The sequence below is a fragment of the Planctobacterium sp. AWM4_229 genome, assembly GCF_056160305.1.
The window spans coordinates 213,515-236,530 of record NZ_JBSWWX010000008.1 but is presented as its reverse complement, the minus strand read 5'-3'; the positions used below and the strand labels follow the sequence as shown (position 1 = coordinate 236,530).

Here is a 23,016-nt window from a genome sequence, read left to right as displayed (position 1 = left end):
GTAGGTTCGCATTGAGCTATAGGGAAGTAGTAAATGCCGTTTATGTCGGGAACATTTAAACGGTGAGTTGGACAACGGTAGTTGATGTGAACACCGTTGTCGAACTCAACTTCGACCTACAAATGGCCTATTATTTTTTGTAGGTTCGCATTGAGCTATAGGGAAGTAGTAAATGCCGTTTATGTCGGGAACATTTAAACGGTGAGTTGGACAACGGTAGTTGATGTGAATCCCGCTGTCCGACTAAAGTCGAACCTACAGTCGAACCTACAGAATACGCGAGGCTTTACTTACTCAAAGACTAACAAGTTACGACCTGATTGCTTGGCTTTGTAGAGATTTTTATCTGCGATGCGCAATGTTGCTTCAGCATTGCCATCAAACTCAGCACTGGCACCGATGCTTACCGTAAACTTAAAAGACTCACCGTTGTAGCGCATTTCAGTTTGCGCCACTTCCTGCCTGACTTTCTCCAGCAACTCCGTGGCGGAGTCATCATCCATAGCCGACAAATACACGCAAAACTCCTCACCACCAAAGCGAGAAACATAGTGATATTTGAAATGCCGATTTAAGATTTTTGCCGTGATTTTTAAAGCGTGATCACCGGCTTCGTGCCCGTAGGTATCATTCACCGCTTTAAAATTATCAATGTCGATAATGGCAAAACAAACCCACTGAGGTGCCATTTTCAAATTGGCATTCACACGGGTAAAGAAGTGGCGTCGATTAGGTAGGTTCGTTAAATAATCGGTATTGGCCGCTTTGCGAATTGCTGCGACATTTTCAATATGCTCGATGTTTTGGGTAACGCGACAGAAAAACTCTTCGTGGCAATAAGGTTTACTGATGTAGTCATTAGCCCCGCTTTTGATAAAACGCGCAGAGAGTGCTGAACTGCCTTTGCCGGACACCCCAATCACGGCCACATCCTCTTTGCTGAAGGTGTTGCGCAGTTCGGCTACCATTTCCACACCAGACATATTGGGCATATTCTCATCGGTGATCACCAGCTTGATATTGCTGTGCTGACGTAATACCGTGAGTCCCTCAAGCCCGTCTTCGGCTTCATAAGTCACAAAATTATGACGCCTCAATAGCGCCGTCACCATAGAGCGGGTTAAACGCGAGTCATCTACAACCAGTACACCGATTTGCTTGTTTTTTTCCAGACGTTGTAAAAGACGACTCAAATAATCGTAAACCTGAGCATTTTCCTTAGGGATATAATCCACAACGTCTTTGGATAAAACGCGGTCGCGGGTGCGCTCATCTAAGCGCCCTGTGATCACGACAGTAGGTATAAAAGCCTGAATAGCGTAATCAATGGCCTGACCATCTTCGGCATCTGGCAGATTGTAATCCACCAGCGCACAGAGATACTCTTCGGGATAACTGGAGGCAAAAATTTGTTTCGCTTGAGTGAGCGTACTTGCAGAAACTGGCTCGAGACCCGCTTTGGTTACCAGGTGGCACAGCACTTTCATACTGGTTGGGCTGTCTTCAATTACGAGCACTTTTTGCTGCATGAGGGAGTCATTCATTCTATCGTTGTTATCCAGTCAGTATGTATGCAAAACACCATCTATGTTAATTAGACTTTAGTCAAACGAGCATAGCTCATTACCAGCCATTTGCTGCCAAAATCATCAAAATTGACCTGAATTCGTGCATGTTCACCCTGGCCTTCCATATTGATAACCGTGCCTTCCTGGAATTTGGGGTGCACTACTCGCTGTCCTAGTTGCATTCCTGAATCTACGAATGCTTCATGAGAAGTGCGATTTTCGAAGCGATTGTACACCGGACGAGAGACTGTGGTGCGCAAACGCACCTCTTCCATACAATCAGAGGGCATCTCTTTGATAAAACGCGACATGGTATGAAACTTATCCTGGCCATAGAGGCGACGGCTTTCCGCCCAGGTGAGATACAACTGCTCCATAGCGCGTGTCATGCCCACATAACACAATCGCCTTTCTTCTTCTAATCGGCCCGGCTCCTCGTTGCTCATTTGACTGGGGAACATACCCTCTTCTACACCAGCAATAAATACCAGTGGAAATTCAAGGCCTTTGGCACTGTGAATGGTCATCATCTGTACCGCATCCTGGTGCTTATCGGCTTGGGTTTCACCAGCTTCAAGAGAGGCATGAGCTAAAAATGCCGCCAGAGGAGTCATTTCCTCCGCTTCCTCTGGCACCACAAATTGTTTACAGGCAGTCACCAGTTCTTCCAGGTTTTCGATGCGAGCACGGGCCTTTTCGCCTTTTTCAGCCTGATACATGGCATACAAACCCGAGCGTTTAATGGCTTCGTCCGCCTGACGCTCAAGGCTTAAATCGGCTAAGTCTTCTTGCAGGGTAAGCACCATCTCAATAAAACTTTTCAGGGCATTACTGGCGCGAGAAGACAGGCGTTTCTCAGCCACCATCAGCATCCCGGTCTGCCACATGGATTGCTGATTTTCTCGCGCTAATTCACGAATTTGCGCCAGAGTTTTTTCACCGATACCTCGGGCTGGCACGTTTACGACTCGCTCAAAAGCCGCGTCATCCAGCGGGTGATTCATCATGCGCAGGTAAGCTAAGGCATCTTTGATTTCCTGACGTTCAAAGAAACGCATGCCACCATAGATGCGATAGGCAATCGATTCGTGCAATAACGCTTCTTCCAGAATACGCGATTGGGCATTGTTGCGATATAAAATGGCACAATCCTGCAGCGCATTGCCTTGTTCAAACCAGGTTTTAATTTTGGAGATGATAAAGCGCGCTTCATCCACTTCATTAAAGCCGGCATATACCTTAATTGGCTCGCCTTCCGCCTGCTCTGTCCACAGTTCTTTGCCCAAGCGCCCCTGATTATTGTCGATGACGGCATTGGCGGCTTTCAGGATCACACCGGTGGAACGGTAGTTTTGCTCCAGACGGATCGTCTCTGCGCCCACATAGTCTCGCAAAAAGTTATGGATGTTTTCTACATTGGCACCACGCCAACCATAAATAGATTGGTCGTCATCCCCTACGATCATGGTGTTATTACCCTCGCCACTCAACAGCCGCAACCAGGCGTATTGAATGTTATTGGTGTCCTGGAATTCGTCCACCAGTATGGCGCGAAAGCGGCGTTGATAATGGGCAAGAATACTTGGATTATTCACCCACAGTTCATGGGCACGCAATAACAATTCGGCAAAATCCACCAGCCCGGAGCGATCACAGGTATCTTGATACACCTTGTAGATCTCGGCCATTTTTTTCTGGGTATAGTCATCGCGGGTATCGATTTGATGAGGACGCAAGCCTTCGTCTTTGTTGCCATTGATATACCACTGTACTTGCTTGGGTGCCCAGTGTTTCTCATCCAAATTCATGGACTTTAAAATGCGACGGATCAGGCGGTATTGATCATCAGAATCCAGAATCTGAAAACTATCGGGCAGGTTCACATCGGCATAATGGGCGCGCAATAAGCGATGCGCCAGGCCGTGAAAAGTGCCCATCCACATGGAGTGTAACGAACGCCCCATCAACTCCTCCACCCGACCACGCATTTCTTTGGCAGCTTTGTTGGTAAAGGTAACGGCTAAAATATTATGTGGCGCTAAACCTTCGACTTCCATTAACCAGGCCACACGGTGCACCAACACACGGGTTTTGCCACTGCCGGCTCCTGCCAGTACCAGCATATCTTGTGCAGGTGCGGCCACGGCACTGCGCTGTTTATCGTTTAAGTTGTCCAGTAGGCGTGAGACGTCCATGGCACCTCTATATTAATGGCTTGCAAATTTCTGCCGGCCATTATAGTCAAAAGCACTGGATATTTGTACATTTGTTGTAGTTATCGCTAATAATCAACTCGTAAAAAGCGTCTTTAACCTCAGCAAGACCTCACACTTCATAGAGTGGGTTTACACCAAACCAGCCCACAAAAATACGCAACAACTATATCGCCATTGAGTATGTGCTGTCAGACGACCCAAATGTGTCGCAGTTTAGCAATGTAGAGAAGATTCAGATTAGAGGTGTGCAATAATTTTCAGGTAAAAAGCTTAACTCTTACCTGCCTCTCTATATTGCGAAGGTGTCATGTTGGTGCGCAAGGAAAATTCTCGATTGAAGCTGGACTTGGTAACGAAACCCGACTCGTACATGATTTGCGTGACGTTCATGTTTTCATGCTCCGGCGATCTCAACATGGTCTTTGCTTGCGCGATTTTGAGATCATTAATATAAGCAGAAAAATGCTTTTTCGCCCCTCTATTGATGATATTTGAAAGCTCTCGAGGAGTGAGTTGCAGACACTCTGCGAGATAACTTAAATTAAAGCCATCTTGCAGATAATATTGATTTGATTTTATGGCCTCCTCCACTTCATGAAATCGGCTGAGGATCACATCGTATTCTGTTGTTTGATCTCTCGGCAACGTGTTAATAGCATAAAACTGTATGTCGCTAAGCAGCAGATGCAAAGCGCCCGGATTGGCACTGGCAATTGTAACAATTACCAGCAACAAGCTATACAGAATAAACAGGGCAAAAAACAGAAAAATGGACTCCTCTAATTGCCCTTGTTGATTCACCTCAAAAGCAATCAGCAAATCAAATAACGAGATAACGGTAAAGATCAATGCAAATAATAAAACCGTTAGCTTTAGAGCACCCCGCTTGTTAAGTCGGGGATCAAAAACAAGGTGGAACATCAACACGGAATAGCATATCTGAATTGCGATCAGGGAATAGTCGAAAGCAATAAATTCGAATGCGTTTAGTATCACCGGCATTAAATGAACCAAGTCCATTAAGCGAAGTTTAACCCTATCTCGAACAACAACTGTCAATGCCCAGAAACAACATGGCGCTAACACTGCAGCCATAAAGGGTCGAATGCTAACCAGCACATCAAGCCACGACATAAGCTGGAAAATCAATAACAGGGTTTGCAGTGAAAACAGGGCCAAAAAAATCAGGATGCTGCTTTTTTCAACTCCCTTGAGGGTATCTTGAATCAACAACTTAACGGCCAGGCCCAACACCATGAGTGAAATGCCCAATGAAATGATAGTTAGTGCTAATGCCACCGCAGATTCCTGTTTAACTGGACCTAAAACGTGAATCAGGTCTTTTTTTCCCTCCTGAAAAAGTATGTTTTCTAACTCAACACTTTACAAGGGGAAACAACATGAATCTCATTACAGCCGCGATCACCACTTTGCTATTATTCAGTGCCTTTACTCTGCCGGTACAATTACATGCTAGCGAACATCAGGTTGCAGTCGTATCCGCGTCTGCTCAGGATAAAAAGCGCCAACGAAACATATCCTTTTTAATTTGGGGACCTTCGAAAGACGCCAAAGAGCCCAGAATGGTGGCAGGTAACAGCGTCTTTAAACCAGTAAGAGCTATACCAAATGGCGGATTTTCACAAGGACCTCATCCGCTGGCAATACTTTTTCACGGTACCAGTGGGAATTATCGCTCCATGGCGTGGATAGCGCATTCTCTGGCTGCCCAAGGTATGATTGTGATTGCCGCCAACCACCCGGGTTCCACCACCATGGAAGTTACCGAAAAATCCATGATGGAAACCTGGAGCCAGGCAAAAGATGGCACATTTTTAATTGACTGGATATTGAATTCAAAAGAATACGGTCACTTGATTGACCAGAAGAATATCGTCAGCGTGGGATTCTCTTTAGGTGGCTACAGTGCATTGGCCATAGCCGGAGCAACACTTAATCTTGGTAAGCTGCAAAGGTTCTGCAAAGACCACCCCAAATCTGCCACTTGCGCGTTATTTGGCGACGAACTTTACGGTGCTCTCGCAAAAGAAAAGCATCAAGAACAATCTCTATTAGATGAGCGTATCACTGCTGTGATTAGTATGGCGCCGGGTTTTATTCCCGCCTTTGAAGCAACAAACTTATCTTCCATTGCAACACCGATTATGGTGATTGCTGGCACACTAGATGAAATGCTACCTGTTACCCGCCATGGCAGATTGTTGGCAGGCCAATTTCAAAATGGTGTTTATATGGAGCTGAGTGAGGCCACGCATTTTAGCTTCCTTGGACTTTGCACTGAAGGTGCAGTTGAGATCTTAAGCAAAGAAGGCGCTGAGTTTCTTTGCAATAACCCAGATGAAGGCGACAGACAACGCATCCACGACATGACAGGCTCCTCCATCAGCCATTTTCTAAGGCAACATGGAATACTGGATAAATCCTCAAAAAGTATGCAATGACACTATTTCACTTTGACTAAGATTGGCTTTTCTTCCAATCATCCGTCAGCATGCCCGCATAGCCCCAGTTTTCTTCGGCTATCTCTTGAATCACTATGTGGGTGTGCTCTGGATTTTTGCCCAAGACCCGTTGTAAAGAATGGGTGATATCCTTCACCAGTTCAGCCTTTTGCTCCCGCGTCACACCTTTTGTCATTTGCACATTCACATAGGGCATACCGCCTCCTGCATTATTTTATTTGAGTAAAATGAATTTATGTCGTGGCCTTGCTCTGTACGGCTCGATATCCCAGCAAGTAACAGAGACCAACACCCAGCCAGATGAGGCCCACCAGCAACACGGCAGCGCTGACTTTTTCCGGATGCCTGAGCCACAGTTGCAGTGGCAATATACCGCGAATAATACAAACCACAGCAATGCTATAGACACCGAACTTTAACAATGGCAATTTGCGCATTAACTTTGCGCCAGAGAGGGCATAGCAGCCCAATACGACAAATATTATGGATACAATGACGGCACCAACGGGGGCTAACAAGGTACCCGCTCGCGCTGATTCAACGATATCGGGTGGCGCCATTTGTATTTCATAACACTGAGGACCGAAATAGATGCAAGAGAGATGAGCCAACGCCGTTAAAAAAGCAATAGTGGCTGCAATAACTAATAAAATAACGCCTTGCTTGGTGTTTATCATTTAGTTCCTTTAAAAAGTGCTTGGTAGCTATTTGTGGAAATACTCTGGCTTTACAGTCCGTGATAACGACGGATGCGCTTAATTTTACCTGAATCCGTAAAATCCAGAGACACAATATTTATAGCTGTATATTCAATGGGCTTATCAAGGTGTGCAGGCTGCCCTTTGGCGTGCTCTTTGAACTTTACAAATGCCACGTTGCTGCCAATCATCATCTCCAGAATTTCAATATCACTAAAGATTATCTTATCCTCCAACTTGGCTATCATTCCTTTCCTGAGTTCTTCTTTACTGGTTACCGTGACATTAAATTTGATGTGTTCATCGATAAACTCGTCTGCGATGAAAGACAGAAAATACTCCACGTCTTTCTCGTCCGAGTCGGGTTGCTGGCGCGCATTTTTAGCTGCAATAAAATCTTGTGCTAAGTTTTTGATTTTTTGCTCTGAGAGCTGATTGGCGGCATAGATAGGGGATGAAGCCAAACAAAATAATACAAAAAGTGAAATAACCGTTTTCATAGAACTTTCCTTAATATTCCGGCACTTAAGCGTGCTTCCTAGGTGCCATGCTACCAGAGACTTGGGTCATTTAATGCCGCAACACATTGAGTGGCACCAACCATAGGCTGTATTGCCTGATCATCAAGTGATTGTGCCAACCACCCAATGGGTTGACTTAAAGGGCATGGGGCTTTGACAATAGTTTCATCAATTGGCAGAAAGCCCATTTTGCAATAATAACCGGGATCACCGTAAGTGAAAGCTAACTTGACGTTTACAGACCTGAGATGGTCCAAACCATATTGAATAAGCTTTTGGCCTATTCCTATTCCCTGAACTTCTGTCGATACGGCAACTGGTGACAGAATGAATGCCGATTGCCCGTTTGGTACAATAAAACGGCTGAAAAAGATGCAACCTACAAGCCTTTCATTTACTTCTGCAACACAGCCTATCAGATCTTGTTGCTCAGTCGTGTTAATCAGCTTTACCACAAAGTCTGCAATGACCTGACCTTCCGCTTCCCCCTCAGATGCAGAAAACACCTTTCTGAAAAGCGTTATAACCTCTTGGGCTCTCGATGGTTCAAATAGGGAAAACTTCATAACAATTAACCTTTTAGCTATGCATCTGTGCGTAAAAACGTCTTAATTTTTATAGGCTCTGAATAACAACATCGAGATTAGTTGCACGACTAACGCTCCAGAAATGACTATCAAGTCGACCCTGATATTGGCCTCCGCATCAACAAATACCTGTTGTATAGCAACAATAAAAATATTCAAAACAAGCAGGATGACCAAATGAATAAGCCGCACTTTTCTTGCAAATGGCAGAGATACTGCCTTCGCTAGCGCTAAGGAAGAACTGACAAGTGATATTCCCAAAGACAATAAAAAAAGCGAAAAGGACATCTTAACAAAACCTCCAATGTTTCCTTCTTCCAGCATTGTAACTTTCCGCAAAGGCGGCGAAAAACAGTTGGCTAATATAAGTGTGACAAGAACAGTAGCCAATGAGTGTTTTTCCAAGCTAAACTTATCTTGTTAGAACGGTTTACCATCATTTACTTGTATTGCCATTCCGAGTCGTCTGGATGTTTCGATAATTTGTCTGTATCCATAGGAAACCAGTGCGACCGTATCATCATCCCCTTCAACATTGCTCCATTCTATTGTGGCATATCCATAGTCCGTTTCGGGTGTAGTAATATTGACATATCCAGTTTTACCCGGCTCAAGTTGCGTGTTACTTGCAGTAAAATTTGTGTATGAAGAAGGAGAAAGTACAGTACCGTCTTTGTTATAAAATTTAATGCTAACGTTAATGTAATTATCCGTAATATTAGAAACGAAAACAGTCGATGGTCCATTAGAAGATGCATCTCCCCAATGAGGAACGATAGCTTTTCCACTCCCTGCATTAACAAATGCCGAGAATGCCAACAACGATGCGATGGACGTTTTCAAAACCTTCATAAAAATCTCCTAAATTAAACTGCGAGGCAAACTATTCTTAGACGAACAAGGTTCGTGTTAAAACACGAACCTAATTCGCCTATCAAGCAAAGTCAATCGCCCATTATTTTAGGCATCAAGAAATCGTATCTTTTAACCATGAATCCTCAGATGAATAGTTCGCACCACCCGTGCTAACTCACTTCGCCTGGAACAGTTTTTGGCAATCTTCGGTGCTCAATCACCGTTTGCCAGAAGATGGGGAAGATTATCATGGCCATGCCAGTGGCAGTCCAGATATCAATGTTTTCGCTAAATAACCACCAGCCTAACAGTGCGGCGAACACCAGGCCGGAATATTCCGCCAGGGCAATGGCGCCGGCTTCGGCGCGCCGATAAGCCACGATGCAACACAGCTGATAGCCACACACACACACCGCCGAACCTGCCACCAGATAGAGCATGGGCCAGCTAAAGGGCTGCCAGTTAAACACCGACAGTATGGCCATCAAAGGAATGGACAATACCGTACCCCAAAACATCACGGCAATTGTTGGCGTACTGGAAGGGATGTAACGCACCAGCAAATTATGGCAAGCAATACAAAGCGCTGCTGCCAGGCCCGCTAAAATCCCCATACCACCGCTATCCGGTTGTAGCGCCACCACCACGCCAGCGAAACAACAGGCGATGTTAAACAGGCGAAATTTGTGTAATGGCTCTTTAAACCACCAGGCCGCCAGCAATAAGGTGAGTACCGGACTGGCGTAAAACAAAACATTGGCGGTAGCCAGGGTTAATTCCGTAAGCGCCACAAATACGCAGGCGCCGCCAATCACCGTTAAGTTTGCTCTGAAGGCCTGTAAACGTCCCCGGCGCAACACTCGGGCGTCTTGGGGCAAACGACGAAATAGAGGATAGAGACAGGCAGCCAACAGGCACTGACGCAAAAACAAGTACTGGTAAATGCCACTGGCATCCGCCCAGTTTTTAACAAATACATCGGCGCCGGTGGCAAACAGATTCCCCACCAGTAGAAAAATAACGGCTAACAGCAAAGCAGACACCACGGTCCGTTTGCGCCAGATAAAAAGTCGTCTATCCATTATTTAAAGGCCACCAAAGTTGCTATTAAGCGTTTTCGCGTAGCATGGCAACATGGGGAATACCGTCTTCCAGATACTCTTCTGACACAGTTACAAAACCGTGGCTTTGATAAAAACCTTGCAGGTGTGCCTGAGCACTGATCTTGATACTCTCTTGTGGCCATTTTTCCAAGCTAACCTTAATGGACTCGGCTACCAGCTTATGGCCCAGCCCCATCCCCCGATGAGATTGCGCATTGGCAATGCGACCAATACTGGCGTACTCAGGATAAGAGCTGCCGGGTGCCAAAACTCGTGCGTAGGCCGCCAATACATCACCATCCCAAAACATCACATGGGCGGTATCAGGGTGTTTATCCAGGCCATCCACATCCTGGTAGTAACAGGTTTGTTCAACCACAAACACCGCAATTCTGAGCTGGTAAATATCGTGTAATTCAGATGCTGATAGTTGTTCAAAAGGTTTAATGGTGATTTTCATAGGTACTTAAACGCGGCTGCAAAAAGATGACAGCGAGAATAAGTGAAAGCTCAGCCACTAGCATTAACATTTGTTAACAGCCCCAATCTTTTTTTGATGCGGCTAAAACTGATGGGTGTCATGCCAAGGTAGGATGCAATCACATGTTGCGGTAAGCGAGGCAATAAATGCGGATAGGTTTCAAAAAATAGCGCGACCCGTTGCTCAGGGGTGTTTAACAGCAAAAACTCTTCTTTGCCCTCTTTGTACATGTAGTATTCACTCACCACACTCAAATGAAACGCTTGCCAGTCGTGGTGCTTGTTTACTAGCGATAAATAATGCTGACGGGGAATTCGATATAAAACCGAAGGCTCAATTGATTTAACACTAAAGGGAAAGGGAATATCACTGAGCAAGCTGCGAAAGCCAAAAACCAGGTCATTTTCCCAATAGGCTTCTTTACAGAATGATTTGCCTTCGGAGGTTTCGAAATAGGCATAGAGCAAGCCGCTTTGCAGCACATAAAGGTATTCCTGGGTTTGATTTGCCTGCCACAAGAATTCGTTGGCTTTTAGCTTTACCTCAGTAACATGCTCCGCCAACAATCCCACATTCAGCTCGGCCCGATAATGGCTTTTAAGGCAAGCGCTGAAGCTGTCGCAATGGCGTGAAAGCAGTGGTTTAGGCATGTCAAATAAAAGACTTTCTGGAAATTGCAGATAACCTTTGTTTTATCACGGCATACCAGAAAAAGCTACGCTCTGGTAAAGTCCAGGGGATACCTCAAGCTTTGCTCATTGCACTCAGTTTGCGCTGCACTCTGTCTGGAAATTTAACCTGCTGCCACAGCTTCTGCACCACGGACTCAGTATTTTGCCAATCCTTTTCCACCAACCAGTCGATCAGGATGCTCGGGTCGCTTGGAAATTCAATGGCTTCGCCAGCAGGCTCATCCAACCATTGCTCCAGACGTTCCTGATCGAGACGCATCATAATGCGACACAAACCCAAAGCATCAAGCGTTTTGGCATTGGACAGCTGTTCAAACTGGCCATGTAGGGGTTTGATCAATAGTTTTTTACCTAATTGCAAACATTCGCTGGATAGCTCAAAGCCGCCATTGGCAATAACGCCGGCACAGCTATGCAAGGCTTTGTGAAAGCCGACTTTGCTCGGCTTGCGCCAGGAAACATGCCCGTCATCACTTTCGGTAGCAACATCGGGGTGAAAACACACAAAGTTGTATTCGCTCAGGCTTTCCAGCAACGTACCGATATCCGACAAGCTCTCAAATGGTAAATACACCAGGTAGTGACTGCCAACAGACACATCGGAGATTTGGTCTTCGATAAACGGCGGCATAATACTGTGACCAAAGTGGTACCAATGCACCCCCAAACTCATCGAAGTGGGCGCAAAACTGTTCATAATAAGTTTATCAATAAAGGACTGGCCCGCCTTGGGCACATCATGACCGAAAGACGCCTGATGACTGATGGAGATACCAGGCACTTTTTGCAGTTTTGATGCCCAAGCGCTAACGGGTTCAAAGTCATTGAGCACCAGATCGTAACCGGACAAATCTAATCCGCGAATATCTTTGAGCAACTGTAAGGGGCTGGCTTGCATAACCGTTTTAAACTGATCTACAGCACCATCAGAATGCACGAATGTCAGACCTTTTCGGGTCTGGAAATCACCAAAGATTTCCATGTCGAAATACTTGTCTCTGGGGCGGCCACTAAACAGGTAATCTACCTTGACGTCCGTGCGTTGACTAAATGCCTTTGCCATTACACGTGCACGCGTGGTATGTCCGTTTCCGGTGCCTTGGACACCGTATAGTATTTTTAATGTCATTGTTTTTCTGGTTTTGCTGTTTTAGTGGAATTGGTTCAGGCCAAAATACCAATACTAATGGTAGAAATGGTCACACCCAGGCTCGCGCCAGCGACAATATCGCCGGGATAGTGCACGCCTAACATGATTCGAGACAACGCGATCATGCTCGCCCATCCATAGGCAAGCACGGCGAAAGAGGGATAGAAATGAGCCAATAACGTCGCCATTAAAAATCCGGCGGCGGTATGGCCAGACGGCAAGCTGAATTTATCTGATGGCTGTACATGTGCCGTAACATTACAGTTGAAATCACAGGGTCTGGCGCGCTTAAACAGTTTTTTGAGCATCACATATAAAGGCAGTTCCATGGCATAGGCCAACAAGCCTGTATAGAGAAACAGTGCCCCTTGCTTTGGCTCAAACATCCAAAGCACTAACGCCAGCAATAGATAAACATGCCCATCACCTGTCTTTGAAATATAGCGAAACACGGTACAATCCCGTCCAGTGCTTTTACTGAACAGCCATTGAAATAATTGTGTATCCACGCGAGTTATCAGGTTCATAGGTTTATTAAACTTGTCAGATTTAAATCTATCCTTTATAGCTGCACAGAATAGTGGTGAATTGTTAACCTGTAGTGACACAAAAAAGACACTAATGTGACAATCCCTTCTGCGAAACCATTGCTTACCCCTCACTTGACTGACTTTTATTGCAATGGCCTGACAAAGCCCATGAGTTGGCGTAGACTAAGAAAAAAATGCCCTTGAAGGTCTACCATGGAATACAACACTTCTGAACTCTGCGACATTTTTGCTGACAGCATCGATGTACTCGATCCTATTTTTATCAGTTATGGGGGGCGTAGCTCTTTTGGTGGAGAAGTCACTACCATCAAGTGCTTCGAAGACAAAGGATTGATTGATCAGATCGTGAACGAAAACGGAGCGGGCAAAGTCTTGCTGATTGATGGCGGCGGCTCTAACCGACGGGCGCTGCTGGATGCCATGAATGTTCAGACTGCGGTAGAGAATCAATGGGAGGGCATCATCTGCTACGGTGCAGTGCGTGATGTAGACATATTAGAAGATGCCGATATTGGTATTCACGCTGTGGCATCCATTCCTGTAGGTGCCGATACCGATGAAGTTGGAAATACCGATATCGCGGTTAACTTTGCCGGCGTTACCTTTTTACCGGAAGATCATATCTATGCCGATAATACCGGTATCGTTTTGTCTCCTGAGCCGCTGGACATCGAATAATCTCGCGCGGGGACAATCATGAACATTTCCGGACTCAACTTTTCCTGCCTGGACAATATCGCTAATTTGCTCAAACAACGGGCGGGTGAAACCAAAATAGGTGAAGTACTTTGCTTTGCCCAACACACAGATTTTAAGGCTCTTAAAGCATCAGGTATTGATTATGTGCTGCTTGGTTTACCTGAAGATATCGGTCCCAGAGCCAATCTGGGCAATGGCGGAGCACAAAATGGTTGGCCAGCATTTTTGCAAAGTTTTGTGAATTTGCAGCACAATCAATTTATCCCCAGTGAAAAAATTGCCTTACTGGGAGAGCTTGATTTTTCTGACTTGCAGGCGTCTACCGAGCAAAATCCAGACGATATTAAAACACTGCGCAACCTGTGTTGCGAAATAGACAGCCGGGTACATCATCTACTGCAGCAAGTGTTTGAAGCCCAGCTTATTCCAATTGTTATTGGTGGTGGTCACAATAACGCCTATCCCATTATCAAAGCCTGTAGTGAAGCCGAGCAATTGCCACTAGCGGTGGCTAATCTCGACCCTCATAGCGATTTCAGAGCCACAGAAGGTCGTCACAGCGGTAATCCTTTTCGCTACGCGGCAGCAGAAAATTATCTTTCTCGTTATATGGTATTGGGCTTACACGAACAAAAGAATAATCAGGATGCACTGGACGCCATGCGGGAACACGACTTCCGCTGGATCAGTATTCAGGACAGTCATTGGAGTCGCAAACTAAACTTTGATCAATGTCTTGAGGACTGTGCTCGTTACCTGATGCACTCAGGCCTGCCCATCGGGGTAGAACTGGATGTGGATTGCTTAACCAATATGCCAGCCAGCGCCATTACAGCAACAGGTATGCCCTACGAAGATGCCTTGTACTACGTTAGTGAAATGGCAATGTTGCCCAAAGTTAAATATCTGCACTTAGCAGAAGCGGCACCAGACGCCACGAGCGCTCCGCAAATGCGAGCAGCTGGACAAATTTTGGCTGAGCTAGTTTGTTCCTTTGTTAAAGCGGATTTTGCCAAGAAAAATCAGGAAGACTAGAGCGTGTTTATCTTTGCTGTACGATTTTGCAGCAGTATGTGTGCAATTTAGACAAGGCGAATGCTTGAAGGTCTGGTGGTTCCAAATCAAAAGCATTCAACACAGTATAAATTGCACACAGGCGCTGCCCGGAGGGTTCGTCATATAAGCGCTTTACTCTTTGTCACAGTCCTTTGACTTAGCACCACTAGGACTGTTCCGCTATTAAATCGCTTATATATAGAACAAATTTCGTACAGTAAAGGTAAACACGCTCTTGCGTTTTGATAGCGCAAAGGGAAGAAACATGGCAGTCGCCAGACAGGCAACTGCCTTGAAGCAGATTAACCAACAGATTCGTTGATGAACTCTTCCAATTGAGTGCGAGACAACGCGCCCACTTTTGTACCCGCAACTTCACCGTTCTTAAAAATCAGTAAAGTAGGAATACCGCGCACGCCGTATTTACCCGCCGTCTCAACATTATCATCGACATTCAGCTTGCCAACTGTTATCTTGCTGGCGAAATTGTCGTCTTCTACGATAGCGTCAAGAATTGGAGCAATCATTTTGCATGGGCCACACCATGGAGCCCAGAAGTCTACCAAAACAGGTTTTTCTGATTTGATTACATCGCTTTCAAAACTACTATCAGACAAGGTGACTATTTTATCACTCATTAAACTCTCCACGTTAGGCTTGTGGTTTCGAATGTGATACGAAACCAATGTTGCGCTATTTTTATAGCAACTGGATTAATATGCAAGGGTTGATAAGCAATAAGCTATGCAAACAACACATTTAACAGAGACCCACTTTTCGGATCTAAACATTCACCCCAAGATTCTTGAGGCACTTAAGGCTGCCAGTTTTGAACACTGCACCCCAATCCAGGCGCTGGCTCTACCCCAGTCGCTAAACGGCCAGGATGTTGCTGGACAGGCTCAAACTGGCACGGGTAAGACCATTGCGTTTTTGGTGGCCACCTTTAATTACCTGCTCACTCATGAGAAGGATAAAACCGGGCAACCGCGCGCTATCATTATGGCTCCTACGCGTGAATTAGCAGTTCAGATCCACAAAGATGCAGAAATAATCGCCAAACATACTGATATCTCCCTTGGCCTTATTTATGGGGGCGAAGGTTACCAAAGCCAACAAGAAACACTGCAAAAAGGCGTAGATATCGTTATCGGCACTACGGGCCGTATTATCGACTATTACAAACAACAGGTATTCAGCCTGGCGAACATTCAGGTGGCGGTATTAGATGAAGCCGACCGAATGTTTGATCTTGGCTTTATCAAAGATATCCGCTTTTTGTTCCGTCGTATGCCGCCTGCGGTAAATCGTTTGAGCATGTTATTTTCAGCGACCCTGTCTTTCCGCGTTCAGGAATTGGCCTACGAACATATGGACAACCCAGTGCACGTACAAGTAGAGCCGGAACAGCGCACCGCCAGCCGTATCGTGGAAGAATTGTTTTATCCTTCCGACAGCGACAAGATGAAGCTATTGCTGACTCTGTTAGAAGAAGACTGGCCTGAGAAAGCCATTGTATTCGCTAATACCAAACACACCTGTGAACTGGTAACTGATTGGTTGAATGCCGACAAACACCGAGTAGGCCTGCTAAGTGGCGACGTGCCACAGAAAAAGCGCCTGAATATTCTGGAGGATTTCGACAAAGGTCATCTGGATATTCTGGTAGCCACGGATGTAGCCGCACGAGGCCTGCATATCGACAAAGTATCTCACGTGTATAACTACGACTTACCCGATGACGCGGAAGACTATGTACACCGCATTGGTCGAACCGGACGAGCTGGGAAAAGCGGCCATGCCATTAGTTTCGCTTGTGAGAAATACGCACTCAATTTGCCGGCGATCGAGACCTATATTGGCCATACGATTCCGGTAACTGATTATTTCCACGATGTCTTGCTTGATGATGTTAATCCACCCAGAAGGACTCAGCGCAAACGAGTGCATCGCGATAAGCGCAACAATCAAAAGCGCCATAACAACAGGTAGTGTGTATTTAAGACATCAATGACCCAGACTTTGCTTGCCAACACTTATGCTGCCGTGGATCTCGGATCCAACAGTTTCCATTTATTAGTAGTTGAGGAAACTTCCAACGGTATTCGCATTCGCAATCGGGTGAAGCAAAAAGTCAGACTAGCATCGGGTCTGGATGACAATAACCTGTTAGATACTACAAGTATGCAAAGGGGCTGGGATTGCCTGGCCATCTTTGCCCAACAGCTACAGTACATACCGAAAAGCAATATTATTGTGGTAGCTACTGCAACTCTGCGCCTGGCAACCAACCGCGATGAATTTGTCGCCAAAGGCGAACAACTGCTTGGGCACCCCATTCGCATTATCAGCGGTGAAGAAGAAGCCGCCTATATCTTCAGCGGCGTTACCAGCGACCAAAAAAGCAATCGTCATTCGTTGGTGATTGATATCGGTGGCGCCAGTACCGAGTTGGGTTGGGGCAAGGGCAATCAACCCAGCCTGCTACATAGCCTGAATATGGGCTGCGTCACCTGGACCAATCGTTGGTTTGCTGATGAGCAGCTTAACGAAGACAACTTTCGCAACGCCGTCAATGCCGCCAAAGAAGTGATTAAACCGGTATTGTCTGAGTTTACCGATCTTAAAATACACGATTGCCTGGGCGCGTCTGGCACTCCGCAAGCCATTGTAGAGATACTGACAGCACAAAACCTGCCAGCCACTATCACACTGCCCTTCCTGCAGCAATTGGCGCAATCTTGCTGTTCAGCCTGGCATCTGGATAATTTAAAGATAACGGGATTACAAGAGAGTCGGCGTGCCATATTCCCGGCCGGGCTAGCCATTTTAATAGCCCTGTTTGAATCACTGGATATCCAGCAGATGCACCTGGCCCAAGGCGCATTGCGAGAAGGAGTATTAGCGGAGGTACTGCCGACGCCTTTTAATCGCTCTCAGGAAAAAGTATTAGCGCTACTGCGCATTGATGAAAATCAAGCGCACCGGGTATACCGCTGCTGCCAGCAAATTCTGGCCAATTGCCAGCCAGAGCCGCAACTTAACGCCATGCTGAAAAAAGTGTTGCAGAATGCCTGCTTGTTACACGAAGCCGGCCAAATGATAAGCTTTAAGAACCATCAACAACACGCCCGCTATCTGCTGCAACACACCAATATGTCGTGGCTAAACTTTGAAGAAAAACAGCTTATTTCAAGAGTAGTGAGTTCCAATCCTTCTGCCACTCACTCCGAGAATCAGCACCCACAAGACAACGAACAACAACTGAACTTATTGATCCGCACCTTGCGCCTGGCCATTATCCTGTGCAGCCAACGCATTGATCAGCGCTTTGCCGTGCCGGATATCGAGATCCGTGACAACCTCTGGCAACTGCGCTTTAGCGAAAACTATCTGGCTAATAACCCGTTGTTACGCCATTTATTAAACGAAGAACAGCACAGTATCAAGTCGGTTAACTGGCTACTCAGCTTCGAATAATATTGTTATTTTTTCATCATGGCTTGAGAAGCTGAGCCGCTTCTTTGGCGAAATAAGTCAAAATACCATCTGCGCCCGCGCGCTTGAATGCCAGTAATGACTCCAGAATAGTCGCCTCTCTGGCTAACCAACCATTGGCAAAAGCGGCCTGATGCATGGCAAACTCGCCACTCACCTGATAGGCAAACGTAGGTACCGCCAGTTCTGACTTACAGCGTCTGACGATATCGAGATAAGGCATACCGGGTTTCACCATCACCATGTCGGCGCCTTCATTAATATCCAGAGCGATCTCTCTGATAGCTTCATCAGAATTAGCCGGGTCCATCTGATAGCTCTTTTTATCAGCCCCTTTAAGATTGGCTGCCGACCCCACTGCATCGCGAAACGGACCATAATAGTGAGAAGCATATTTAGCAGAGTAGGCCATGATACAGGTGTTGATATGACCAGCCTGCTCCAATGCCTCTCGGATAGCGCCAATGCGGCCATCCATCATATCTGATGGTGCCACCACATCGGCACCTGCTTCGGCATGAGACAAAGCTTGTTTTACCAATACTTCTACGGTTTCATCATTAAGCACGTAACCTGAAGCATCAATCAAACCATCCTGACCATGGCTGGTAAAAGGATCCAGCGCCACGTCAGTGATCACTCCGAGTTCGGGAAACTGTGCTTTTACTGCTCTAACAGCGCGTTGCGCCAGTCCATTTGCATCATAAGCGGCCTCGGCATTATCACTTTTTGCCGATTGCGGGGTTACCGGGAATAGCGCGATTGCTGGTATGCCGAGCGCTACCAGTATTTCACATTCCTGTAAGAGCAAATCCACTGACAAACGTTCAATACCGGGCATGGAAGGCACGGCCTCTCTCTGATTTTGTCCTTCCAGCACAAACATAGGATAGATAAGATCTTTCACCGATAATTGATTCTCAGACATCAAATCTCGACTAAATTGCTGGCGACGCATACGACGCATTCTGGCGGCGGGAAAAAGGGGAAAAGTCACTTTAAATATCTCTCCGTTCAGGTTCGAATATCACTGCAGTTTAAGACCAAACAATCGCGCTGCATTGTTGCTACTGACCTCAGCGATGGTTGCCACTGAAACTTGTTTAATTTCAGCTATCGTCTCGGCGATATGGGGTAAGTAACAAGGTTCATTGCGCCGGATTTTTCCGGGCAAGGTTTTAGGGGTTAAGTACGGTGCATCCGTTTCAATCAGCAACTTGTCTAACGGCAGATGCACCACAGCTTCCCGTAGGGATTCTCCACGCTTTGGATCGCACAACCAGCCAGTCACACCAATATACAAACCCAGCGATAAATACCCCTGCATTTGCTCCGTTGTACCGGTAAAGCAGTGGGCCACACCTTTTAAATTATTAACCCCAGACAGTATGTCCATCTGGGTATCCCAAGCGTCTCGCTCGTGTAGAAATAGGGGTAAACCCAGCTCGGAAGCTAGTGCAATTTGTTGTTTAAATACGGCAATCTGCGCTTCAGCAGGGGAAAAATTGCGATTAAAGTCTAGACCACATTCACCAATCGCCTTTACCCCTGGTTCACTGGCTAATTGCCGTAATATGTCGATATATGATGCCGACACTTGTGCGGCATCATGAGGGTGTACTCCAGCAGTAGACCAACAATAATCCGGATATTGTTGGCATATTTCCACCGCCGCCCGGCTTTCCCGCTCACAAGTGCCCGTGATGAGCAAACCTGCAACGCCCGAATCACGGGCGCGCTCAATAACCTCATCAATATCATCATTGAATCGGTTATTGGTTAAATTAACGCCGATATCAAACAGCAGAGCGAGTCCCTTTTGCGATTAGCTTTTGCGTTTTACGCGGATATTCTGATTATTTCCTTGCTTCGAAAGGTAGAAAGCCCCCAACAAGCCTCGGCTGATCAAAATACTATCACCTGCCGACAAACTCATACGCTCGGAATCAGTCTGGCGCCAAACCTGGCCATCTTGCAAAGTAATAATCAGCTTACCGTGTGGATTTTTTTCTACTTTACCTACTACAGCTCGTAATTCAGAGGCCTCGGAACTTTTTCTTTCTGCCAGCTGCTGTTCCAGTCCAAAGGTATTTTGTGGTGTAGTTTGTACTTCGTTATTCACGGCATTGCGTCGCGCTTCAGGAGAAGCCACCACCACCGGACGATTGGCATAAAACTCAGCCAGTTCCGAGTCTTCCAGATTATTGGCGCGTTGTGCCAACTGGTCATAACATACGAGACGCTTCACCGAGTTACTCACCGAACGACACTTTTCCATGGCCTGCGCCAATGTTTCGGCTTGTGCACTGACACTAACTAGCTGGGTAACCGCAGCAAATAAGGCTATTAAGGTAAATTTCATTTTATTTCGCTATCCTTTTTTCTTCTTCGTCTGCCTCAGAGTCTTCTCTGTTGCTGGCGTATAGACCACCGATCATGACACCAAGTTCAAATAAAAGCCACATTGGCAGCGCCAACAGGGTTTGAGAAATGGGATCAGGCGGGGTCATTAACATGCCCACCACAAAAACCCCCACTATCACGTAAGGGCGCTTCTCTCGCAAGCTGTCAGCATTGGTAAAACCCGTCCAGCACAGCAGAATAATGGCTATTGGGATCTGAAAAGAAACGCCAAAGGCAAAAAACAGCTTCAATACAAAATTCAGATAACTATTAATATCGGTGCTAATCACCACCCCTTCAGGAGCGACACCGATAAAAAACGGAAACGCCAATGGAAAAATCACAAAATAGGAGAAGGCAATTCCAGCATAAAACAAAAAGGTACTGGCCAGCATCAGGGGAGCCACCAGCTTTTTTTCGTTTTGATATAGGCCCGGCGCCACAAACGCCCAAACTTGATAAAGGACATAAGGAATAGCAATAAAAAACGACAGCACCAGAGTTAATTTAAAGGGTGCAAAAAATGGACTGGCCACATCTGTGGCGATCATTTGCGCGCCTTCCGGCATGGCGCTTATCAGGGGCTGCGACATCAGCGCATACAAATCCTGGGCAAAATAAGCCAGCCCCAAAAATACCAAAAGCACACTGAGCACCGCCTTTAGCAGGCGATTGCGCAGCTCCACCAGGTGGTCAATAAGAGTTACGGCATCTGACATGTTTTATTGTGGATCTTTTCGGTAAGGTTGGTTGACCGATTCAGCCGCAGCTTTCAATTCGTCAACACTTTCCTGAAGTTCTGGAGACAGATTTTTTAGTTGCTGTTCTTCGGCTTTTTTCAGGTTCTCATGCAATTCATGGATGCGCACTTGCTGCTCAATCTCCTGACGAAAACCATTGGCCACATTTTTGATATTGCGGATGGTACGACTGGTTGAGCGAATCGCTCCGGGCAACCTTTCCGGGCCTAGCACTAAGAGCGCGATCACGCCAATCACTAACAGTTCCCAAAAGCCAATATCAAACATGTGGTTTTAACCTGATTATTCAGCGTTTTGCTTTTCTTTGCTCTGCGTGGTTTGTTGCTGATTACTTTGATCTTGCACGCCTTGGGGCTCTTTAAAGTCTGCATCGGCTTTGTTTTCATCCGTTACAGCACTTTTAAAGCCTTTTACCGCAGAGCCCAAATCAGACCCCAATGAGCGGAGCTTTTTAGTTCCGAATAACAACACGATAATGGCGAAAATTATCAGCAATTGCCAAATACTGATGCCACCCATAACGACTCTCCTTAAAATTTTTCTGTAGTATACCCGTTCCGCTAAATGCAGGGAACAAAGTATTTTTTATTAGCTGGTTCACACTCTTATCAACAATTAGGGTTTGCTGATCTCGATGTTTTTAGACCACACTTAGATAACACCAGTATGACAATAACCTTAGTCATTATCATACAAATCGATGCTCAATAGACAGAGGAAGGTTAACCAGATTGTTGCAAAACATTACCATTTTTATCATTTTCGGCATGTTATGTGTGCCAATAACCTCTGCTGAGGAAGAGCAGCAACCTTGGTTGGACTCATTGCATGACAGTGTTAGCGGCTCGGTGAATAGCACGGCAATTTGGTTAGATGACTTTTTTGCCGATGAAAACTTTAGCATTGATGAACAGCCTAATGGTGGTGCCAGGATCAGTTTGGGATGGGAGCCTCGCAGCCGTGATATCATGGAGTTTGAAACGAAAATTCGGGTTAAGTTTAATCTGCCCAATCTGAAAAATCAGGTGGATATCGTTTTCAGTGACTTCGACGAAGATCTGGAACGCGCCCCCGTTAAAGCGGCACAAAATGAAGTCCTGTCCACCCAAAACCGTTTTAACCTGGCCTTGAAATGGACCAAGCCACAATCTAAAGACAGCGTCTGGTCGCACCGCATCGGAATCGGTCGAAAGGCTCAGCCATATGCTCGCTCCCGCTACGCCGCTCGCGGAGAATTCAACGAAACCCAGCGTTATCGTTGGGAAGTCTCAGGCTATTTTTACAGCCAGGAAGGTTTGGGCAGCCATTTCGGTTTGCAACTGGAACAAGATTTAGCAGATCTATCGGTAATGCGCCTGGATAATAACTTCTTCTTCAGAGATGAAACTAACGATTGGCTGTGGCAGCACAACCTCTATGCCATGCAGCAGCTTTCTGACACCTCTGCTTTGATCACGGGTGTTTATCTGGAAGGATTGAGTCAACCTAACTACCGCATAGAAGAATATTTGATAAGTAGTCGCTGGCGTAAAAACGCCTTACGAGAGTGGCTATATTTTGAATTGGAGCCTTTTATTTTGTGGCGAAGGGATGAAAGCTTCAGTGCTTCTTATGGCATTGCACTAAGAGTTGAAGGTTTTTTTGGTGATTATTAACGCCGGGATAACGAAAAAAGCACCGGAATAGTCCTTTCC

At 46.1% G+C, this 23,016-nt stretch carries 27 protein-coding genes; 6 read left to right on the top strand and 21 right to left on the bottom strand.

The annotated features are described in order from the left end of the window. Positions 1-290 precede the first annotated feature (290 nt). From ACXAGP_RS18675 to ACXAGP_RS18665, 3 genes are all read right to left on the bottom strand, one after another. Positions 291-1,529 carry a diguanylate cyclase gene (locus tag ACXAGP_RS18675; RefSeq protein WP_475263100.1) on the bottom strand — a complete coding sequence of 413 codons (1,239 nt, stop codon included), beginning with the start codon at positions 1,527-1,529 and terminating at the stop codon, positions 291-293. A gap of 65 nt (positions 1,530-1,594) precedes the next feature. Next, on the bottom strand, positions 1,595-3,763 hold the full coding sequence (gene uvrD, locus ACXAGP_RS18670) for a DNA helicase II (protein WP_475263084.1): 2,169 nt from the start codon (positions 3,761-3,763) through the stop codon (positions 1,595-1,597). Positions 3,764-4,054: 291 nt separating this feature from the next. Next, complete coding sequence (locus tag ACXAGP_RS18665; RefSeq protein WP_475263082.1) at positions 4,055-5,083, bottom strand: helix-turn-helix domain-containing protein; 1,029 nt, start codon at positions 5,081-5,083, stop codon at positions 4,055-4,057. Positions 5,084-5,184: 101 nt separating this feature from the next. On the opposite strand from ACXAGP_RS18665, the gene ACXAGP_RS18660 reads away from it, so the two are divergent. Further along, on the top strand, positions 5,185-6,246 hold the full coding sequence (locus tag ACXAGP_RS18660) for an alpha/beta hydrolase family protein (RefSeq protein WP_475263080.1): 1,062 nt from the start codon (positions 5,185-5,187) through the stop codon (positions 6,244-6,246). 16 nt (positions 6,247-6,262) lie between these two features. Here the strand turns inward: ACXAGP_RS18660 and ACXAGP_RS18655 are convergent, their stop codons facing one another. The 11 genes from ACXAGP_RS18655 to ACXAGP_RS18605 form a co-directional block, all read right to left on the bottom strand. After that, complete coding sequence (locus tag ACXAGP_RS18655) at positions 6,263-6,463, bottom strand: tautomerase family protein (protein ID WP_475263078.1); 201 nt, start codon at positions 6,461-6,463, stop codon at positions 6,263-6,265. Positions 6,464-6,500: 37 nt separating this feature from the next. Then, positions 6,501-6,944: a hypothetical protein gene (locus ACXAGP_RS18650; RefSeq protein WP_475263076.1), complete on the bottom strand. Its 444-nt coding sequence runs from the start codon at positions 6,942-6,944 to the stop codon at positions 6,501-6,503. 50 nt (positions 6,945-6,994) lie between these two features. Next, entirely contained in the window at positions 6,995-7,465 is a 471-nt protein-coding gene (locus ACXAGP_RS18645; RefSeq protein ID WP_475263074.1) for a nuclear transport factor 2 family protein, read from the bottom strand. A 50-nt stretch (positions 7,466-7,515) separates the two neighbouring features. Further along, a complete protein-coding gene (locus ACXAGP_RS18640) occupies positions 7,516-8,052 on the bottom strand; it encodes a GNAT family N-acetyltransferase (RefSeq protein ID WP_475263072.1) in 537 nt (178 codons plus the stop codon). Positions 8,053-8,094: 42 nt separating this feature from the next. Continuing rightward, the gene (locus tag ACXAGP_RS18635) at positions 8,095-8,397 is read right to left on the bottom strand and encodes a hypothetical protein (protein ID WP_475263071.1); all 303 of its coding nucleotides are present in this window, start codon (positions 8,395-8,397) and stop codon (positions 8,095-8,097) included. A 96-nt stretch (positions 8,398-8,493) separates the two neighbouring features. After that, a complete protein-coding gene (locus ACXAGP_RS18630; protein WP_475263070.1) occupies positions 8,494-8,925 on the bottom strand; it encodes a hypothetical protein in 432 nt (143 codons plus the stop codon). Positions 8,926-9,098: 173 nt separating this feature from the next. Beyond that, positions 9,099-10,010, bottom strand: a complete 912-nt coding sequence (locus tag ACXAGP_RS18625; RefSeq protein WP_475263068.1) for a DMT family transporter — start codon at positions 10,008-10,010, stop codon at positions 9,099-9,101. 25 nt (positions 10,011-10,035) lie between these two features. Next, positions 10,036-10,491, bottom strand: coding sequence for a GNAT family N-acetyltransferase (locus ACXAGP_RS18620; RefSeq protein WP_475263067.1), 456 nt, complete (start codon positions 10,489-10,491; stop codon positions 10,036-10,038). Between the two features lie 50 nt (positions 10,492-10,541). Further along, positions 10,542-11,162 carry a Crp/Fnr family transcriptional regulator gene (locus ACXAGP_RS18615; protein WP_475263066.1) on the bottom strand — a complete coding sequence of 207 codons (621 nt, stop codon included), beginning with the start codon at positions 11,160-11,162 and terminating at the stop codon, positions 10,542-10,544. A 94-nt stretch (positions 11,163-11,256) separates the two neighbouring features. Beyond that, positions 11,257-12,333: an MJ1255/VC2487 family glycosyltransferase gene (locus tag ACXAGP_RS18610; protein WP_475263065.1), complete on the bottom strand. Its 1,077-nt coding sequence runs from the start codon at positions 12,331-12,333 to the stop codon at positions 11,257-11,259. A 35-nt stretch (positions 12,334-12,368) separates the two neighbouring features. Beyond that, a complete protein-coding gene (locus ACXAGP_RS18605; RefSeq protein ID WP_475263063.1) occupies positions 12,369-12,881 on the bottom strand; it encodes a phosphatase PAP2 family protein in 513 nt (170 codons plus the stop codon). A 216-nt stretch (positions 12,882-13,097) separates the two neighbouring features. On the opposite strand from ACXAGP_RS18605, the gene rraA reads away from it, so the two are divergent. Both rraA and ACXAGP_RS18595 read left to right on the top strand, forming a co-directional pair. Beyond that, positions 13,098-13,583, top strand: coding sequence for a ribonuclease E activity regulator RraA (gene rraA / locus ACXAGP_RS18600; protein WP_475263062.1), 486 nt, complete (start codon positions 13,098-13,100; stop codon positions 13,581-13,583). An 18-nt stretch (positions 13,584-13,601) separates the two neighbouring features. Beyond that, positions 13,602-14,639 carry a formimidoylglutamase gene (locus tag ACXAGP_RS18595; protein ID WP_475263061.1) on the top strand — a complete coding sequence of 346 codons (1,038 nt, stop codon included), beginning with the start codon at positions 13,602-13,604 and terminating at the stop codon, positions 14,637-14,639. Positions 14,640-14,962: 323 nt separating this feature from the next. On the opposite strand, the gene trxA is transcribed toward ACXAGP_RS18595, so the two are convergent. Further along, positions 14,963-15,298, bottom strand: a complete 336-nt coding sequence (gene trxA / locus ACXAGP_RS18590; protein WP_338294623.1) for a thioredoxin TrxA — start codon at positions 15,296-15,298, stop codon at positions 14,963-14,965. A gap of 106 nt (positions 15,299-15,404) precedes the next feature. On the opposite strand from trxA, the gene rhlB reads away from it, so the two are divergent. Next, complete coding sequence (gene rhlB / locus ACXAGP_RS18585; protein WP_475263059.1) at positions 15,405-16,652, top strand: ATP-dependent RNA helicase RhlB; 1,248 nt, start codon at positions 15,405-15,407, stop codon at positions 16,650-16,652. Positions 16,653-16,670: 18 nt separating this feature from the next. Further along, a complete protein-coding gene (locus ACXAGP_RS18580; RefSeq protein ID WP_475263057.1) occupies positions 16,671-18,140 on the top strand; it encodes a Ppx/GppA phosphatase family protein in 1,470 nt (489 codons plus the stop codon). Positions 18,141-18,156: 16 nt separating this feature from the next. On the opposite strand, the gene hemB is transcribed toward ACXAGP_RS18580, so the two are convergent. Genes hemB through tatA form a run of 6 tightly spaced genes read right to left on the bottom strand, consistent with a single transcriptional unit; the run spans position 18,157 to position 21,841 of the window. Further along, complete coding sequence (gene hemB / locus ACXAGP_RS18575; protein ID WP_475263056.1) at positions 18,157-19,155, bottom strand: porphobilinogen synthase; 999 nt, start codon at positions 19,153-19,155, stop codon at positions 18,157-18,159. 30 nt (positions 19,156-19,185) lie between these two features. Further along, the gene (locus ACXAGP_RS18570; RefSeq protein WP_475263098.1) at positions 19,186-19,962 is read right to left on the bottom strand and encodes a TatD family hydrolase; all 777 of its coding nucleotides are present in this window, start codon (positions 19,960-19,962) and stop codon (positions 19,186-19,188) included. Between the two features lie 21 nt (positions 19,963-19,983). Continuing rightward, entirely contained in the window at positions 19,984-20,520 is a 537-nt protein-coding gene (locus ACXAGP_RS18565; RefSeq protein WP_475263054.1) for a hypothetical protein, read from the bottom strand. Position 20,521: 1 nt separating this feature from the next. Next, complete coding sequence (gene tatC / locus ACXAGP_RS18560) at positions 20,522-21,280, bottom strand: twin-arginine translocase subunit TatC (RefSeq protein ID WP_475263053.1); 759 nt, start codon at positions 21,278-21,280, stop codon at positions 20,522-20,524. Between the two features lie 3 nt (positions 21,281-21,283). Continuing rightward, positions 21,284-21,589, bottom strand: coding sequence for a Sec-independent protein translocase protein TatB (gene tatB, locus ACXAGP_RS18555; RefSeq protein WP_338294629.1), 306 nt, complete (start codon positions 21,587-21,589; stop codon positions 21,284-21,286). A 15-nt stretch (positions 21,590-21,604) separates the two neighbouring features. After that, positions 21,605-21,841 (bottom strand): Sec-independent protein translocase subunit TatA, encoded by a 237-nt coding sequence (gene tatA / locus ACXAGP_RS18550; protein WP_338294630.1) that lies wholly within the window; start codon positions 21,839-21,841, stop codon positions 21,605-21,607. Positions 21,842-22,053: 212 nt separating this feature from the next. Here tatA and ACXAGP_RS18545 point away from each other — a divergent pair, with 212 nt between their 5' ends. Beyond that, the gene (locus ACXAGP_RS18545; protein ID WP_475263051.1) at positions 22,054-22,977 is read left to right on the top strand and encodes a hypothetical protein; all 924 of its coding nucleotides are present in this window, start codon (positions 22,054-22,056) and stop codon (positions 22,975-22,977) included. The last annotated feature ends 39 nt before the right edge of the window (positions 22,978-23,016 follow it).